The sequence below is a fragment of the Legionella maceachernii genome (assembly GCF_900167045.1).
Lineage (GTDB): Bacteria > Pseudomonadota > Gammaproteobacteria > Legionellales > Legionellaceae > Tatlockia > Tatlockia maceachernii.
Map to the genome: position 1 here is coordinate 55,799 of NZ_FUXJ01000011.1, position 16,057 is coordinate 71,855.

The window sequence follows — 16,057 nt, forward strand, 5'->3', positions numbered from 1 at the left end:
GCGTGATGACGATGAGGAGCGCTATGAACGCGGCCGATTAAAAATGCTCGAAGAAAGGAAAAAGCATCCTTTTAGCTTAGATCAGTTACAGTTCCGTTATTTTAAATCTCCTGCCACTGAAGAGGAGATAGACGCTTTACAAGACTATATTGGTCACCCTTTACCGAAATTATATAAAGAAATTTGCCGTCGTTTTAATGGGGGAAAGCCGAAAATTAATTATTTTAATGACATAGACGGCGACGTAGACCAAATTGGTTATTTTGAGCAAGTTACCAAAAAAGGAGAAGAAGGTTATACCATTTGGAATGTAATGAAAAATTTTAGTGCTGCGTTAAAAAGGGATGAATTACCGTTTGCTAGCGATAGCTTAACGCAAAGTATTTTTTACCTAAAATGGGTGGGTGAAAACGTACAAGTTTGGCGCCTTTTCTATGGTGCATTAGCCTATGCAGTAGATCCCTATGATGACGATGATGAAGACGATGACAATTACAAGCCTAAATATGTGCATGTATTAATCAATGAATCCTTTGAGGCGTTTCTGGAGACTTTGTATGCAGTCGAAGAATGATGGCTCTGTTACCCCCTCAAAGGATTACCCGCTCAAGCCAACTGCCTATAGTAACTATTTTGCAGTCCATCTGGATGAAGATGATTATGGTAAATCCCCAGCAAAGCATAATGCAATATGCAATCAACAGTTGTTAGTCCATTTAGAAGAATTAAGTGCAGAAGGAATTGAACTTTGTGAAATAGTGAGTAATGCTGAGCTAATAAACGCTATTAAAAAAAATCCACAGGAATCTCCCGATGAACGCCTAACTTGGCATCACTGTCATAGCAAGACCACCTTTGGTAATCAGCAAGGGCTTATGCACTTAGTCCCTCGAGGACAACATGAAGAGAAGAATTTTGGTGAGGTTTTTCATGTCTCAAAAAAAGGGGGCTATCATGAGTGGGCAGTGCCAAATGGAGCACCCGAACGTAAGCGTAAGGGCTATCCACCTAAGGTATCTGAAAACGACATCAAAACATTGCCTGTCGACAAACTTGGCCCGGCTATATTGGTGGCTGTTGGAACTAATGACCATAAGAAACTGAATTTGGTGTTAGCGCGAGCAAGGGAACTTAAACTTTCTGAAGAGGCATTAACCGCCCTGGTAACGCAAAATTATTCGGTAGGCTTTCGTAACAGACAAGAAAACCTGCTTCACTTAGCGACTGCGCATGGCAATTTGTCACTTATAAATCCGTTGTTAACCTACTTCACTAAGCTTCCCAATTTTTCTCGATTAGTTGATTCAAAAGGTAATACTGCGGCCCACATTGCTGCTGGGCGTAACCGTAAAGAGGCTCTCGAAAAATTAGCCGAGCTGGATATCGATTTATCGATAAGAAATAAAAAGCGGCAAACTGCATATGATCTTGCGCAGGCTAAACACTCAACCGCTTGCATAACTATATTGAGCATAAAATTATCTGCGTCATCCCACAAAGATGAAAAAGCAGTATCTCACCATGATACAGGGAGTAGTTCAAGTACTGATCAAGAAAATAGGGCCGATACTGAGAATAAACGAGAGAGGGGTGTTATCGATGGTCGTGATCCGTATTTTGTCTATGGGGATAGAGCCAGTCCACGTCCTAAGTTATCCGGATCTACAAGTATTGAAGGTAGAGCAAATAGTGTTTCAACAGTCACACCTCATAAATCTTTTCGAGAACTTATAAACTACAAACCTACGACTAAATCCGCGGAAACGCAAAATAGCTCCAAAGAAGTAACCCCTCCAGCGCCACGAAAAACGTTCAGAGAGCTTATTAACTATAAGCCTGTTCCTAAACCTAGTGAGGCACAACAGTCTGAGAAAGAGAAAACTGATACGCCTCGTAAAACTTACAGAGAGCTTATCAACTATAAACCTACACCTAAAGATCCTCAAAATACTCCTACGGAAACAACTGCTAGGAGGAAAACCTTTAGAGAGCTTATGAATTTACCCCCAATAACCTCTCAGGATGCCCCCAAAATAACCGCTGTTCAACCACGTAAGACTTTTAGAGAGCTTATGAATTTACCTAATTCTATAACCCCACAGGAGCCTTCCAAAGAAACCGCTGCCCAACGGCGTAAGACTTTTAGAGAGCTTATGAATTTACCTAATTCTATAACCCCACAGGAGCCCTCCAAAGAAACTGCTGTCCAACCACGTAAGACTTTTAAGGAACTTATTAACTATAAGCCATCTAAGCCGACAGAGACTGAGCAAAGCTCTGCTTCTCAATTTTCGGCAAAAAAAGCAGTCAGGCCTGAAGGAAAAAACAAAGCTGTAAAACAACAGGAGGAGGCTCAAAACTCGCTTACGGGCAGGCCTAAGTCTAACGAGAAAAAAACATTTAAAGATTCTTATATCAAGATTTTATCTAAAACTAGCCCTGAGAGTTCTAAAGGGAAATCTAAGCCGGATCAGAGCAATCAACATGTGCACGTGGAGCAGCAACAACAAATTATAAGAGTTCGCCACGCACAACAGCAAAGACCGCAGCCGGCTCAAAACCGGCAGCAAGAGCAAAAAGAAACACAGCAACAGACTCAACGGCAAGACCGACAACGCGTTCTGCAGCAAATACAGCAGCGCGCGGCACAGCAGCGGATATTACAACAAGCCCAACAGCGTGCAAACCAGCAAGTGCAAGAACGCTTGCAACAACAGCCATTGTATCGGGCTCAACAGCAAGCCCAGCAAAGACTTGAACAGCAAAAACAGCAGCGGGTTGAGCAGCAAGCCCAACCAAGAAATCAGAACCAAACACAACAGCATGCTCAAAAATCTGAGCACCAGGTTGCGCATATTCAACACCAAGTACAGCAGCGTGCAGAACAGCAGCGGATTTTACAACAGGCGCAACAGCGTGCGGCACAACAAATACAACACCGGTTACAGCAGCAGCCATTGTATCGAGCACAACAACAAGCCCAGCAAAGGCTACAACAGCAAGGACAGCAGCAGCGGCAGCAGCAACAAGCTCTACAAAGAAACCAAAATCAGTTACAGCAACGATTGCAGCAGCAGGCCCAGCAGCGCGTTCAGCAGCAGGCCCAACAACGTTCTCAGCAGCAGGTCCAGCAACGATTACAGCAGCAGGCTCAGCAACGTGCCCAGCAGCAGGCCCAGCAACGTGCCCAGCAGCAGGCCCAGCAACGTGCCCAGCAGCAGGCCCAGCAACAAGCTCAGCAACGCGCCCAGCAGCAAGCCCAGCAACGCGCCCAGCAGCAAGCCCAGCAACGCGCTCAGCAGCAAGCCCAGCAACGCGCCCAGCAGCAGGCCCAGCAACGCGCCCAGCAGCAGGCTCAGCAACGTGCCCAGCAGCAGGCTCAGCAACGTGCCCAGCAACGAGCTCAACAGCAGCAGGCCCAGCAACGTCAGCAAGCCCAGCAACGCGCTCAGGAGCAGGCTCAGCAACGCGCTCAGGAGCAAGCCCGGCAACGCGCTCAGGAGCAAGCCCGGCAACGCGCGCAGGAGCAAGCCCGGCAACGCGCTCAGCAGCAGGCCCAGCAACGCGCCCAGCAGCAGGCCCAGCAACGCGCCCAGCAGCAAGCCCAGCAACGCGCCCAGCAACAGGCAGCAGCTCAACGAGCAGCCCAGCAAGCAGCTCGCGCACCCTTCCGGCGCTAGGAGATCTATGCCCAATTTGTTTGTTATTTTTACCTAGAAGGTATCCGCTGAGAAACCACACAGCTGCTTGATGTTGAGCGCTAATCTTTTGTCAATAATCGATTAGCGAAAGCAATAGCCAAGACAGAAAGTAGCAGCGTTAGGTGAATGACCACTTGCCACATGACGGTAAAATTAGTTTGTTTTGTGGGATCAATGAAGGTTCTCAATAGGTGAATAGAAGAAATCCCAATTAGGGCGAGGGCAAGCTTAATCTTCATTGCCCCCGCGTCCAGATGGTCGAGCCATTCAGGTTGGTCTGGATGGGTTTCTAGCTCAAGGCGGGAGACAAACGTTTCATAACCACCAAGGACCACCATGATGAGCAAATTGGCAATCATCACGACGTCAATTAAGTCCAGGACACCGAGCATAATATGCGTGTCATCAAACCCATTGATATTGGTAACGAGATGAAATAACTCGATGACGTAACGGTAAACATAGGCCGCTAAAATAATTAAAAGGCCGATATAGAGAGGTAGCTGTAACCAGCGCCCCATAAAAAAGCCATGACCGATAATTGTTTTGAGTTTATTCATTCATTGTCCTGTTGGTGTGCAGACTTGTTTCATAAAGAGCATAACCAAGGCATTATGCCTCCTCGCTCAGGTTAGTCAATAGATCCTTTAGCCATTGCTCGATTTGCGCAAATTGATCCAGTTGATAAAAGCCTTGTAAATGACTCGCGCTCAGTTGGCTTTTGAAATAATAACGCACCAGGGATTTACTTTGTAATAAAGCTTTATGCTCATTTTCTAAAAGGGCTAATCCTTGCAGGTGCTGCATGAAAAGCCTAAGTTGCTCAGCCGTATTCACTTGCATGGGCTCATCGTTGAGCAATGCTTGATACAGCCACGGTTTGCCAGTTCCAGCACGGGCAATCATGAAAGCATCACAGTGAGTTTGCTTAAGCGCTTCGTTTATACTGAAGCGATCACAAAAGTCACCATTAGCAATAACAGGGATGTTTAAGTGTTGTTTTATTTTGGCGATTTGGATTAGGTTGTTGGCTTTATCGTAATCGTCATTCCAACGCCTACCATGGATAATTACTGCGTCTGCACCGGCATCGGCAACTCGTTTCGCAAGCTCAAAATCCAAAGGGTTACCCAAAATGCGAAGTTTTACCGTTAATGGGATTTTAATCGCTTTACGTATCGAGCTTACGATTTCTGCGAGCTGTTCTGGTTCTTCAAGTAGAGCACTACCCGCGCCTTTTTTACGAATCTTTCCTTTAGGACAGCCGCAATTCACATCAATGAGATCAGCACCGATTTCCTCAAGACGCGCTGCTGCTTGTGCCATAATTAAAGGATCCGTACCGGCAATCTGATAGCAAAGCGTTTTTTCTTTTTCTCCGCGATGCAAGTAGCGAGAATGTAGCGGGTGTTTATGGACCACATCATGGGCTGAAATCATTTCTGAAACAGAGTAAGCGGGAGGTGTGAATTGATAAAAGAGCTCTCTGAAGGGAGCACAGCTAAATCCGGCAAGTGGCCCTTGAATGAGGCGATGGGTTAGGTTGAGTGAACCAAGCGTCCATGGGCTGTGGAAGAAAGACGTCATTTGCGGATAACAACAAGATGAAAAGAGCTAAGATTGCTAGTATTATACCCCGCTCTTTGTGTTTTTAGGTTAATAATGGATAAAAAATATTATTCCCCTTTAGAGCTAATTAAAATCGCTACTCAGCACGCGTACTGCGCTGAGCACTTATTGCTTGATAATGCGGAAATAACCCTTTCTGGTCGTGGTGTGGTTGATACATTGAGCCCGTTTACCTCACTGATGTATTTAGCGTTTGAATTAACCCTGAAGGCCTACTTATTACATGACTACAAGACGAATAATCAGCATAAAAATTTACTTGAATTGCTTGCTCTAAGTCCCGAGTTAGGATTGTCTAATCAGGATATTCACTTATTAAAAAAATTATCTCGACAATATGCATTTCGTAAAGGTATCGATTATGAATTATGGGATGACAGACAACAATTACAAGTTTTTTGTGCGGAGATTATTGAGCTATATGAGCGTTTACAAGAGTTGATGCCTTTAGAATTGCAGAAGGATTATCATCAATAGACGCTTCCTTGCCCTACGCTTGGCATTCCTCTGGTTTCACGCTAGGATAGTATTTTTGTGCACAAGGTATGATGAATGGAGCAGTTAGATCTTGGTTCAACGCAAACAGTTCAACAGCAGTTTTTGCAATTAAGCGATTATCTTAATAGCCGAATCCTTGGACAAAAAGGGTTAGTTTCGCGATTGCTTATCGCTTTACTCGCGGACGGCCATTTATTAGTTGAAGGCGCCCCTGGACTTGCAAAAACGCGTGCTGTTAAAGAACTTTCTTCAGTGATTGAAGGTGATTTTCATCGGATTCAGTTTACCCCTGATTTATTGCCTGGTGATTTGACGGGTACGGACGTGTATCACCCTGAAAACAGCTCTTTTGTTTTTCAACCTGGTCCTATTTTTCATCATCTTATTCTTGCTGATGAAATTAATCGTGCGCCTGCGAAAGTGCAATCCGCATTATTAGAAGCAATGGCAGAACGACAAGTGACTATAGGAGGCAAGACTTACCCTCTCCCCGAGCTTTTTTTAGTCATGGCAACGCAAAACCCCATTGAGCAAGAAGGAACCTATCCCTTACCTGAAGCTCAGCTTGATCGGTTTTTAATGTATGTCCGTATTGGTTATCCCGATGCACGGGTGGAATATGATATTTTGACCTTGGCGAGACGAGAAGCAGCAGGGGATGAAGGGAAAGAATCGGCTACAATTAAGCCTCTCAAGCAAGTGACCTTATTTGAAGCAAGACGCCAGGTCTTGCAAGTTCACACCAGTGAAGCTTTGGAAAATTATCTAGTGCAATTGGTTGTCGCTACACGAAATCCTGCGGTTTATAGCGATGAGCTTGCGCGTTGGTTGCGATTTGGAGCAAGCCCCCGTGCAACGATAGCGCTTGATCGTTGTGCTAAGGCACATGCTTGGTTAGCAGGGCGCAATTATGTGACGCCTGAAGATATTCATGTGATTGCTCATGATGTGCTACGCCACCGTATTCTGCTGAGCTTTGAAGCAGAGGCAGAAGGAGTGAATAGCGATGATTTTATCAATTCATTATTACGTTTAGTTGCTGTACCTTAGGGTTTTACTATGACTGAAGGGATTACTGTCCAACTTGATGAGTTAATTGCTCTGAGGCGGTATGCGCAAAGAGTAAATTATAAGCCCGCTGGCAAAGCGATGCGTGCGGGTAATCATCTTTCTAAATTGCGCGGTCGAGGGATGGACTTTGCTGAAGCACGCAATTATCAAGCGGGCGACGAAATCCGCCATATGGAATGGCGGGTCACTGCACGCACTGGACGTCCACACGTCAAGCTCTACCAGGAAGAAAGAGAACGTCCAGTTGTCATTTTGAGCGATTTCAATCCGACGATGTTTTTTGGGACGCGATTGGCATTTAAATCAGTAACCGCCGCTCGCTTAGCCGCAATGATTGCCTGGACTGCGATAAAGCAAGGCGATCGAGTGGGGGGACTGTTGTTCTCAGCAAAAGCACATAACGAATTTACTCCACGCAGCCGCGAAATGGGAGTATTGCCGCTATTAGCGTCGTTAAGTCACTACACAAACAACGGCATATTAACGAATGATCATGCTAAGCCTTTAAGTGAAGCGTTAATTCGCGTTCGTCGAGTGACTCGTCCTGGAAGCATTTTGGTTCTCATCAGTGATTTTTACAATATGGATCCAGACAGCGAGCAACATTTAAGCCGGTTGCGTTCACACAATGATCTATTGGTGTATCATGTTTGCGATCCTTTGGAACTTTCGCCTCCAAAGCCGCAATATTATGCGATTACTGATGGCGAGCAAGAATTTTTACTGGATACCACAATGGCTGACGTCACCAAAGCCTATAAAAGCTATTGCGAAGAGCGAATGGCCACTGTACAAGCCCAATTCAAGCGATTGCAAATCCAATATGTGCAATTAACCGCGGAAACGAATTTACCTCAATTAGTGCGTCAGACTTTTCCTAGGAGGTCGCGTGGCTGAGTCACAAGCTGTGTTGGCAAAACTACACGATATCCATCTTCCTGCCCCTATTGGCTGGTGGCCTTTGGCACCCGGTTGGTATTTTTTGCTATTGTTAGGATTGATCCTCATTGCGTTGGGCATTTATTTCATCCGGCGCCAGTACATCCATGGACAAGCAAAGCGTCAGGCTTTGAAATTGCTTGAAATGTATGAACAAGAATATCGGCGTGAACAGAATAGTCAGGTGAGCAGTATGAAAGTTTCTGAGCTCTTGCGTCGTGTAGCGCTAGTTTATTTTCCTAGAGAAGAAGTGGCCAGTTTGCAGGGCGAGGCTTGGCTTGAATTTTTAAACAAGACGTCGAAAGGCATTGATTTTACCAAATTACGCCACTATTTATTGGACATTCCTTATCAACCGGCCACTGATATTGATTTACAACCCTTATTCCAATCGGCAAAGGCATGGATAAAACAGCGAGGTACACCATGTTCGAGCTAATTGCGCCTTGGGTTTTACTGGGTTTACCGCTGCCTTTGCTGATTTGGTTTTTAGTTCCCCGAGCTGTTTTGCGATTGCCGTTAGCACTAAAGGTTCCGTTTTATCAGGCCATGATCGCTGTCATGGGCAATAAAAAAACAGCTATCGCAGGAAAAGCACAAATGAGTATGTTATTCGTTATTTGGTGCCTATTAGTCTTTGCGGCTTCAGGGCCACGTTGGGTGGGCGAGCCTCAGCCCTTAACACGCGAAGGACGCAATATTATGCTAGCGCTTGATTTATCCGGTAGTATGGAGCTGGCAGACATGTTAGTAAAGGGGCGCCCCGTTAGCCGCTTGGATGTGGTCAAACGAGCGGCAGAACAATTTGTGCAAGCTCGCGCGGGTGATCGCATTGGTCTAATTCTTTTCGGTACTCGTGCTTATTTGCAAACCCCGCTTACTTATGATCGACAAAACGTTTTACTTCGCTTAGAAGACGCAACAGTCGGCTTAGCAGGACAAACGACCTCCATCGGCGATGCTATCGGCTTGGCCGTGAAGCGCTTGCAAGATGTGCCAGCAAAAGGGCGAATTATTATTTTGTTAACTGATGGAGCAAATAATTCCGGCATGCTGCCCCCTCTAAAAGCGGCTGAGTTAGCAAAACTGGATAACATAAAAATCTATACGATTGGACTAGGAGCAGAATCTGATCCCCGTGCGACGGGTGGGATCTTTTTTAATCCTAACCCTTCTTCTGATTTGGATGAGGACACATTACAAGAGATGGCTAAAATAACGGGTGGTCGTTATTTTCGCGCAACGGATATGCAGTCTTTACAGGAAATTTATGAAAGCATTAATCAGTTGGAGACAGTGAGCCAGGATCAGGCAACCATTCGTCCGCAACACGATTACTACCCTTGGCCTCTCGGGTTGGCGCTTTTACTATTGTTTTATTGGCTCGGCGAAAAAGCAGAGTTTAAGGCTATTTTTTCTCGTCGGAGGAGCCTGGGTTATGAGTGAATTTCATTTTCTTCGCCCTTGGTGGCTTCTGGCCATGTTGCCTCTGTTGGGATTATGTTGGTTGTTATGGCAGCAACGTCCACAATCGGAGGCGTGGACAGCAGTTTGTGATAAACATTTGCTTGAGCATTTAATACAAGCGAAAGGACAAGGTCGACGGCATCTTGCTCTATTTTCTTTATTCTTAAGCGGGTTCTTTATGTGTATCAGCTTAGCTGGCCCTACTTGGACCCGGTTACCGGTGCCTGCTTTTAGGCAAATTCAACCTAGAGTACTGGTCTTGGATATGTCAAATGCGATGCTTAATAGTGATTTGACTCCCGATCGCCTGACTCGGGCTAAATTTAAGTTGCATGATTTATTTAAACGCCGTGATGTGGGACAGTTCGGGTTAGTGGTTTATACAAGCGAACCTTTCGTTGTTTCCCCGCTCACCGATGACGCTCAAACCATCGACGCACTGTTGTCTTCACTGAGCCCAGAAATTATGCCGGTAGAAGGTCAGCAACTGGATACCGCTTTAGAAGAAGCCGGACAACTGATTGTTAACGCTGGATATAAAGAAGGCCAAATCTTGGTTCTAACGGGGGAAACACCAAACCCAATTGCTGTGACCGTCGCAAAAAATCTTGCGGCTAAGCACATTTACACCTCAATCATGCCCGTCATAGGCAATAAGACATTCAATCCGTTGTATCAAGATTTGGCTACTGCGGGGCAAGGCCAGCTCATTCATTTTGCGGATACCTCCGATGATCTTGATCAATGGCTAAAAGAGTCGGTAAACCGAAAGCAATTTAGTTTAAGTGAGAACGATGAGGTGCCTTTGTGGCGAGACGAAGGCCGTTGGTTTTTATTACCCGCATTACTCTTTTTTCTACCGGTCTTCAGGCGAGGTTGGTTGCAGAGGATAACGGTATGACTATTTTGGGCATTTTTTTATTATCCATTTTTACATGCAGTAGCTATGCATTTAGTTGGACAGACTTATGGTCAACCAAAGATCAGCAAGCGCAAGCATTGATGAAAATAGGGCAATTCAAACAGGCCGAGACCACCTTTCAGCATGCCGATTGGCGTGCTGCTGCGGCTTATCGTGCGGGGGATTATCAGCAAGCTGCAAAAGAGTATCAATTACTGCAGAATGAGCAAGGTTATTATAATCAGGGCAATGCACTTGCCCATCTGGGCCAATACCAGGAAGCGATTAAAGCATACAATCGAGCGTTAGCAATGAATCCAAACAATAAGGACGCGTTATTTAATCGTAAATTGCTAGAGGATTTACTGAAAAACAATAATACTCAACAAAACCAACAAGGCCAGAGCCAACAAAACAAAGACCAGCAAAGCCAAAATCAGCAAGAGCAAAACAAGCAGAATCAGAATCAATCAAAGAATGGCCAAGATAAAAACCAAGGTCAAAATCAACAAAATAAAAATCAGCAGGAACAGGGCCAAAATCAGCAAAATAATAATCAGCAAGGCCAGAACCAGCAGGGTAAAAACCAGCAAAATAATAATCAGCAAGGCCAGAACCAGCAGGGTAAAAACCAGCAGGGTAAAAACCAGCAAAATAATAATCAGCAAGGCCAGAACCAGCAGGATAAAAACCAGCAAAATAATAATCAGCAAGGCCAGAACCAGCAGGATAAAAATCAGCAAAATAATGATCAGCAAAGCCAGAGTCAGCAGGGTAAAAATCAGCAAAATAACAATCAGCAGGGACAGAAGCAGCAGGATCAAAATCAACAAGCAAAACAAAAAGACAACGAGAAAGGGATGAACAATGCGCAATCAGCTGAAGAATTAGAAAAGCAACAAGCCAAAGAGCAATGGTTACGGTTAATTCCAGATGATCCTGGCGGGTTAATGCGAGAAAAATTTTTACGCGATCATCTGCGCAGAGAAGGTGGGTGGTATCAATGAAGCGAATATTATTAGGTCTACTTTTGTTATGCTTTAGCAGTATTGCCTCTGCTATCGTGACTTTACAACTTGAAGCACCGCAGGTGCAAATGGGTGAGAATTTTTCTTTGCATTTAAGAATTGAAGGGACTCAAATTAACGCAGTTCCTGATCTTACTCCACTGCAAAAAGATTTTACGATTATCGGTACAGAAAGTAATATCAGCTACAGTATCATCAGTGGCAAGGTTCGGGCAGTAAGCGAGTGGACCATTATATTAACACCGAAACGTGCGGGCGTATTACCGATACCCGCTTTACGTATAGGTCAGGAAAAAACGAATCCTATTAGTATCGAGATCACTCAATTGCCTCCCGACAGCAATAGTAATCCATCAACAACCACAAACCCCAGCTCAGGAAACACGCAACAGTCGCAGCAGCAAGATGTTATGCTCACAGCAGAGGTGGACACCCATCAACCCTTTGTCAATCAACAAGTCATTTACACTGTTAAATTGTTTAATAGCAGTCGATTACTGGATGCGAATTATTTACCTCCTCAAGTGGAGGATGCCTTGTTTGTTCCTTTTGGGGAAGGCCGGCGTTATCAAGTAACCCACAATGGTAGGCTCTATGCGGTAGAAGAGCAGCAATTTGCTGTGTTCCCGCAAAAAAGTGGGGATCTAAAGATCAAACCCCCGGTTTTTAATGCGTTAGTCTATGATATTGCTGGACCAAGACGAGTGAGCGTACAAGCACAATCAACTGTGCTTAACGTGCAACCTATTCCTGCGCAATATCAAGGCAAAACATGGTTTCCAGCAAAAAAAGTTACTCTGAGTGAAAGCTATGACAAAAGCACAACTACTTTAACAGAAGGAAGTACTTTAGAACGCACGGTAACACTGCAAGCAGTGGCTGTGCCCGCTCAGCTTTTACCTTCCCTTAATTTTGGTAGCTCAGACCAATTTAGTATTTACCCAGAAAAGCCAACGGTGACTAATCGTTTTAAACAACAAGACCTTGTGGGAACGTCGACGGTTAAAGTCACTTACTTACTCAATAAAGCAGGTAAGATCACTATCCCGCCTTTAATCTTACCTTGGTTTAATACGGTAACTGGAAAAGAAGAAGTCAGCTCCTTGCCAGGATTTACTATCGATGTGCTTTCTGCAATGGGTCAAACTAAGCAAACAACGTCGCCAAAACCGACTACTACAATACCTTCTTCTTTGCAATCCGTCACTGCTCCTCAGCCCAGTGAAAATAAAACACTGGAAAAACCAATAATGAATCCGCCTAGCCCACAAAGTAATCTTGCCTGGTGGGCTGCAGGTGTTTTCGCTCTTGCTTGGTTATTGACAATCGCTGCTTGGCGTTGGCCACGTTCAAAGGATATGGCGGCGAAGCAAACTAAGGCTCAGGTATTAAAGCAATTGCAAGAGGCCTGTTTGAGTCATAATCCTCGATTAGCACGAGACGCCATGCTTAAATGGGGACGCTTGCTATGGCCAGAAGCCAATTTATTGAATTTAATTGACTTAGAAAATTTGGTCGAAGATCCAGACTTAAAGCAGCAGATAAAAGCACTTTCCGAAGCCCTATATCATGAAGAGGCCCATAAAGAATGGCAAGGGGAGTTATTGTGGCAAGCGGTCTCGCGTTTTCAACCTTCTTCTACCAATAAAGATAAAGGAAATCGGTTACCTCCCATTCATCGTCTTTAATTTGAGGGAAATGGTATGCAGCTGAGGGAATACTATAAGCAAGATGCACAAGGCTTGGCGAGGCTAATTAAAACTAAACAGATAAGTCCTACGGAAGCTCTCGATTGTGCGATACAGCGAATGCATGAGGTGAATCCTGCACTCAATGCTGTCATCACAGACTGCAGTGATTGGGCGTATGAACAGCTTAAATTAATGCGAGGTGATGAGCCTTTTTATGGGGTTCCTATTTTAGTGAAAGATCTAGGATTTATGATAAAAGGGATGCCCTATACTGCTGGGTCACGCTTTTATGCATCGGCGGTTTCACCCGTAAATAGTGATGTTATCGAGCGACTGCTGGATTTTGGATTGTTGCCTTTTGCTAAAACAAATGTCCCAGAGTTCGGATTGTCTTACGTCACCGAATCGGTCCTACATGGGCCATGTAGAAATCCTTATGATTTAAGTCGAACACCTGGTGGATCATCAGGAGGCTCTGCTGCAGCGGTTGCTGCTGGAGTGGCGCCTGTGGCCACAGCCAATGATGGAGGTGGTTCGATTCGTATTCCTGCTGCCTGCTGTGGTTTGTTTGGTTTTAAACCAACACCGGGCCTCATTCCAACCGGACCATTGGCCGGTGAAGCATGGTCTGGATTAGCGACTGGCCATGTGTTAACTCGCACCGTACGCGACTCTGCACTTTTATTTGCATTATTTACAACACCTCATTTAAATCCAGGACAGTTAGCTACTCGATTTTCCAGGAAGCGTCGACACCAACAACCGCTTACGATTGCCTTATTGGAAGGCGCTTTTCCAGCAGTGTCTGTGGCAAAACCTTGTATGGAAGCAAGGGATCAAGCCATTGAAGTATTGAAATCGCTGGGTCATCGCATTGTCCAACGAAAATTAAGCCTGGACTTGCAAGGCATTGACGAATCGGTGATGGTGATGATTGCCGCAAATACTTGCGCCGAAATAGAAAATGGAGAAGCCATTTTAAAGCGTAAAGTAAAAAAAGAGGAGCTAGAACCGGTGACTTGGGAATTTATGAGGCAAGGTAAGGCTATCACTGCGTCACAACTGATTATGGCAAAAAATAGAGTTTATCAATTGCTGCGACCCCTTCACGAGTTATTTGAGGACATTGATGTAATTTTAACGCCCGCCTTGGCGCAGTTACCGCTTCCTATTGGTCGCTTAGCGACAAACGATGACTTCATGGATTATTTACAAAAAAACACAGAATTTTCTCCGTTTACATCATTGTATAATCAGGCGGGACTTCCTGCGATGACTATGCCGGTTATGTCTCATCATGGGCTGCCGCTTTCAGTCCAATTTGCTGCAGCAAAAGGCCAAGATCGATTGCTTTTAGAGCTGGCTATGCATTTAGAGAAATCATTTCCTGATTTTTCAAAACCGGTCACTGTACTTCAAAATCGATCAGTTTGATTTTATCGAAGGCTAATCTCGCTGATGAAATGATAAGGACAGATAACTTGATAAATATTTATCAAGTTATCTCGCTATTTAACAAGCACTAGGATATAATCATAGTACTTGAGCTTTTTTGTATTCTCAGTCGGAACATTTTTTTCGTGAAAATCCCTCCTTTTGTAGTTCAAAGTAGCGAGTTTGTCGTCGCAAAATAAATGCTTCTACACGAATCCTAACTAGCGCAAGGTGTTTTTAATTTAACTTGGAAAGTAGAAATGTCTGGTACAATAGAAACCGGCCACGTTAAGTGGTTTAATGATGAGAAAGGTTATGGCTTTATTAGCCGTGACAATGGTCAAGACGATGTATTCGTTCATTTTCGTTCAATCAATAGCACTGCTAATCGTAAGACCTTACAAGAAGGTCAACGAGTAGAATTTAAAGTGATTAAAGGACCTAAAGGTCTACAGGCAGAAGAAGTAACTGCTTTATAATTTTTTTATTTCTCTCATCTCTTTCCCCCTCTATTAGTACGCACTCGGTGTGGCTATTAGAGGGGATGACTTCCCTCTGGAAAAGCCATAGTGCTTTGCTGGCTCAGGCCCCTCTTTTTTAAATTACAAATTAAAGTAATAATTGTTTTTTAATGCCTGTGCGGATGACTCAATGATCCGATTGATTATACTATTGTCGCTTATACAGCCTCTTTTTTGCCACGCTTCAATTAAAGCAACGGGCTATTTTAGTGCGAGCAAAACCTGCCCGGCCTATGTTTCTAAAAATAAAAAAATCAATCCTGATCATTTATTCATCTATCCAGGACAGCAATATAGCATTAAAGAAATTAATCGTTCTTATCATCCTGAGTGGATAAGGATAGAACTTAATAATGCCATAACAGCAAACGCGTTAAGATGGGTAAGTGCTCATTGCGGGGAATCGCATTACCAGGCCATGAGTCAAAGCTCTTGTCAACGGGGGCCTGGTTTCGCTGACTCCTATGTGTTAGCTCTCAGTTGGCATCCCGCTTTTTGTCAAACACGGGGTTATGAGGAAGGTAAACCGGAATGTTTGCACTTAATGCCGGATTCTTTCCAAGCAAGCCATCTCGTTTTGCATGGCTTATGGCCAAATCAGCAAGCGTGTGGCCAACAATATGGGTTTTGTAATGTGAGAATACACACCCATTATTGCGACTATCCCGCCGTTGCTTTAAGCACAAGGGTTGCCAACAACTTGCGGCAAATGATGCCGAGTTATGCGTATGGGGGTTGTCTTGAGCGATACGAGTGGGGTAAACACGGCAGTTGCCAAACCCTTTCTGCAGACGACTATTTTTCATTGGCAATGCGTTTGAGCCAAGAAGCGAATTCAACACCCCTGGGTAAATTTTTGCACGCACAGGTGGGGCGCGTGGTGCAGCGCACACAACTTACAGAAATGATTCGTCAATCGTTTGGCCAAAATGCGGAACGTAAAGTTTATTTGAGTTGTAAAAAAGGGTTGCTGGTTGATATTTATATCCAATTGCCTGCGCTAATTCCCGCCAATGGATCGTTGCAAAACTTAGTGCAACAGGCCCCTGATTTTATGCGTTATGAGGCCTGTCCAGCAAGAATCTCCATTTCTAATTTTAAAAATAGACCAGAGTAGTCTTCTTTATTTCAAATGAATAAAAAGACGCATGATACCGCAATATCTGATTGATGTTAG

Annotated in this window: 15 protein-coding genes; 13 read left to right on the forward strand and 2 right to left on the reverse strand. The window is 44.4% G+C overall.

Annotated elements, in window-relative coordinates:
* Both B5D33_RS16750 and B5D33_RS10490 read left to right on the forward strand, forming a co-directional pair.
* Positions 1-574: SMI1/KNR4 family protein (locus tag B5D33_RS16750; protein WP_214608091.1), on the forward strand; the 574-nt coding region annotated here is incomplete at its 5' end.
* Complete coding sequence (locus B5D33_RS10490) at positions 558-3,680, forward strand: ankyrin repeat domain-containing protein (protein ID WP_078767417.1); 3,123 nt, start codon at positions 558-560, stop codon at positions 3,678-3,680. The genes B5D33_RS16750 and B5D33_RS10490, both read left to right, overlap by 17 nt.
* Before the next feature lie 80 nt (positions 3,681-3,760).
* Here the strand turns inward: B5D33_RS10490 and B5D33_RS10495 are convergent, their stop codons facing one another.
* Both B5D33_RS10495 and B5D33_RS10500 read right to left on the reverse strand, forming a co-directional pair.
* Positions 3,761-4,261 (reverse strand): TIGR00645 family protein, encoded by a 501-nt coding sequence (locus tag B5D33_RS10495; RefSeq protein ID WP_058451026.1) that lies wholly within the window; start codon positions 4,259-4,261, stop codon positions 3,761-3,763.
* A 52-nt stretch (positions 4,262-4,313) separates the two neighbouring features.
* Entirely contained in the window at positions 4,314-5,288 is a 975-nt protein-coding gene (locus B5D33_RS10500) for a tRNA dihydrouridine synthase (protein WP_058451025.1), read from the reverse strand.
* 75 nt (positions 5,289-5,363) lie between these two features.
* On the opposite strand from B5D33_RS10500, the gene B5D33_RS10505 reads away from it, so the two are divergent.
* The 11 genes from B5D33_RS10505 (at position 5,364) to B5D33_RS10555 (ending at position 15,997) form a co-directional block, all read left to right on the forward strand.
* Positions 5,364-5,807, forward strand: coding sequence for a hypothetical protein (locus tag B5D33_RS10505; protein WP_058451024.1), 444 nt, complete (start codon positions 5,364-5,366; stop codon positions 5,805-5,807).
* A 75-nt stretch (positions 5,808-5,882) separates the two neighbouring features.
* Complete coding sequence (locus B5D33_RS10510; RefSeq protein ID WP_058451023.1) at positions 5,883-6,878, forward strand: AAA family ATPase; 996 nt, start codon at positions 5,883-5,885, stop codon at positions 6,876-6,878.
* A gap of 9 nt (positions 6,879-6,887) precedes the next feature.
* Positions 6,888-7,796: a DUF58 domain-containing protein gene (locus B5D33_RS10515; RefSeq protein ID WP_058451022.1), complete on the forward strand. Its 909-nt coding sequence runs from the start codon at positions 6,888-6,890 to the stop codon at positions 7,794-7,796.
* Positions 7,789-8,277 (forward strand): DUF4381 domain-containing protein, encoded by a 489-nt coding sequence (locus B5D33_RS10520; protein ID WP_058451021.1) that lies wholly within the window; start codon positions 7,789-7,791, stop codon positions 8,275-8,277. Before B5D33_RS10515 ends, B5D33_RS10520 begins: the two co-directional genes overlap by 8 nt.
* Positions 8,265-9,284, forward strand: a complete 1,020-nt coding sequence (locus tag B5D33_RS10525) for a vWA domain-containing protein (protein WP_078767418.1) — start codon at positions 8,265-8,267, stop codon at positions 9,282-9,284. The genes B5D33_RS10520 and B5D33_RS10525 overlap by 13 nt, the downstream gene beginning before the upstream one ends.
* The gene (locus tag B5D33_RS10530) at positions 9,277-10,206 is read left to right on the forward strand and encodes a VWA domain-containing protein (RefSeq protein ID WP_058451020.1); all 930 of its coding nucleotides are present in this window, start codon (positions 9,277-9,279) and stop codon (positions 10,204-10,206) included. The genes B5D33_RS10525 and B5D33_RS10530 overlap by 8 nt, the downstream gene beginning before the upstream one ends.
* Positions 10,203-11,213 (forward strand): tetratricopeptide repeat protein, encoded by a 1,011-nt coding sequence (locus B5D33_RS10535; protein ID WP_058451019.1) that lies wholly within the window; start codon positions 10,203-10,205, stop codon positions 11,211-11,213. Before B5D33_RS10530 ends, B5D33_RS10535 begins: the two co-directional genes overlap by 4 nt.
* Positions 11,210-12,922 (forward strand): BatD family protein, encoded by a 1,713-nt coding sequence (locus tag B5D33_RS10540; protein WP_058451018.1) that lies wholly within the window; start codon positions 11,210-11,212, stop codon positions 12,920-12,922. The genes B5D33_RS10535 and B5D33_RS10540 overlap by 4 nt, the downstream gene beginning before the upstream one ends.
* A 15-nt stretch (positions 12,923-12,937) precedes the next feature.
* On the forward strand, positions 12,938-14,359 hold the full coding sequence (locus tag B5D33_RS10545; protein ID WP_058451017.1) for an amidase: 1,422 nt from the start codon (positions 12,938-12,940) through the stop codon (positions 14,357-14,359).
* 260 nt (positions 14,360-14,619) lie between these two features.
* Positions 14,620-14,838: a cold-shock protein gene (locus tag B5D33_RS10550; protein ID WP_058451016.1), complete on the forward strand. Its 219-nt coding sequence runs from the start codon at positions 14,620-14,622 to the stop codon at positions 14,836-14,838.
* A 172-nt stretch (positions 14,839-15,010) separates the two neighbouring features.
* Complete coding sequence (locus tag B5D33_RS10555) at positions 15,011-15,997, forward strand: ribonuclease T2 family protein (protein ID WP_058451015.1); 987 nt, start codon at positions 15,011-15,013, stop codon at positions 15,995-15,997.
* Positions 15,998-16,057 lie beyond the last annotated feature (60 nt).

What these genes read in the sequence shown, in the direction of transcription:
- B5D33_RS10555 (WP_058451015.1), top strand. Translation starts at nt 15,011, where the DNA reads ATGATCCGATTGATTATACTATTGTCGCTTATACAGCCTCTTTTTTGC.
- B5D33_RS10515 (WP_058451022.1), top strand. Translation starts at nt 6,888, where the DNA reads ATGACTGAAGGGATTACTGTCCAACTTGATGAGTTAATTGCTCTGAGG.
- B5D33_RS10525 (WP_078767418.1), top strand. Translation starts at nt 8,265, where the DNA reads ATGTTCGAGCTAATTGCGCCTTGGGTTTTACTGGGTTTACCGCTGCCT.
- B5D33_RS10505 (WP_058451024.1), top strand. Translation starts at nt 5,364, where the DNA reads ATGGATAAAAAATATTATTCCCCTTTAGAGCTAATTAAAATCGCTACT.
- B5D33_RS10500 (WP_058451025.1), bottom strand. Translation starts at nt 5,288, where the DNA reads ATGACGTCTTTCTTCCACAGCCCATGGACGCTTGGTTCACTCAACCTA.
- B5D33_RS10495 (WP_058451026.1), bottom strand. Translation starts at nt 4,261, where the DNA reads ATGAATAAACTCAAAACAATTATCGGTCATGGCTTTTTTATGGGGCGC.
- B5D33_RS10510 (WP_058451023.1), top strand. Translation starts at nt 5,883, where the DNA reads ATGGAGCAGTTAGATCTTGGTTCAACGCAAACAGTTCAACAGCAGTTT.
- B5D33_RS10490 (WP_078767417.1), top strand. Translation starts at nt 558, where the DNA reads ATGCAGTCGAAGAATGATGGCTCTGTTACCCCCTCAAAGGATTACCCG.
- B5D33_RS10530 (WP_058451020.1), top strand. Translation starts at nt 9,277, where the DNA reads ATGAGTGAATTTCATTTTCTTCGCCCTTGGTGGCTTCTGGCCATGTTG.
- B5D33_RS10550 (WP_058451016.1), top strand. Translation starts at nt 14,620, where the DNA reads ATGTCTGGTACAATAGAAACCGGCCACGTTAAGTGGTTTAATGATGAG.
- B5D33_RS10535 (WP_058451019.1), top strand. Translation starts at nt 10,203, where the DNA reads ATGACTATTTTGGGCATTTTTTTATTATCCATTTTTACATGCAGTAGC.
- B5D33_RS10540 (WP_058451018.1), top strand. Translation starts at nt 11,210, where the DNA reads ATGAAGCGAATATTATTAGGTCTACTTTTGTTATGCTTTAGCAGTATT.
- B5D33_RS10545 (WP_058451017.1), top strand. Translation starts at nt 12,938, where the DNA reads ATGCAGCTGAGGGAATACTATAAGCAAGATGCACAAGGCTTGGCGAGG.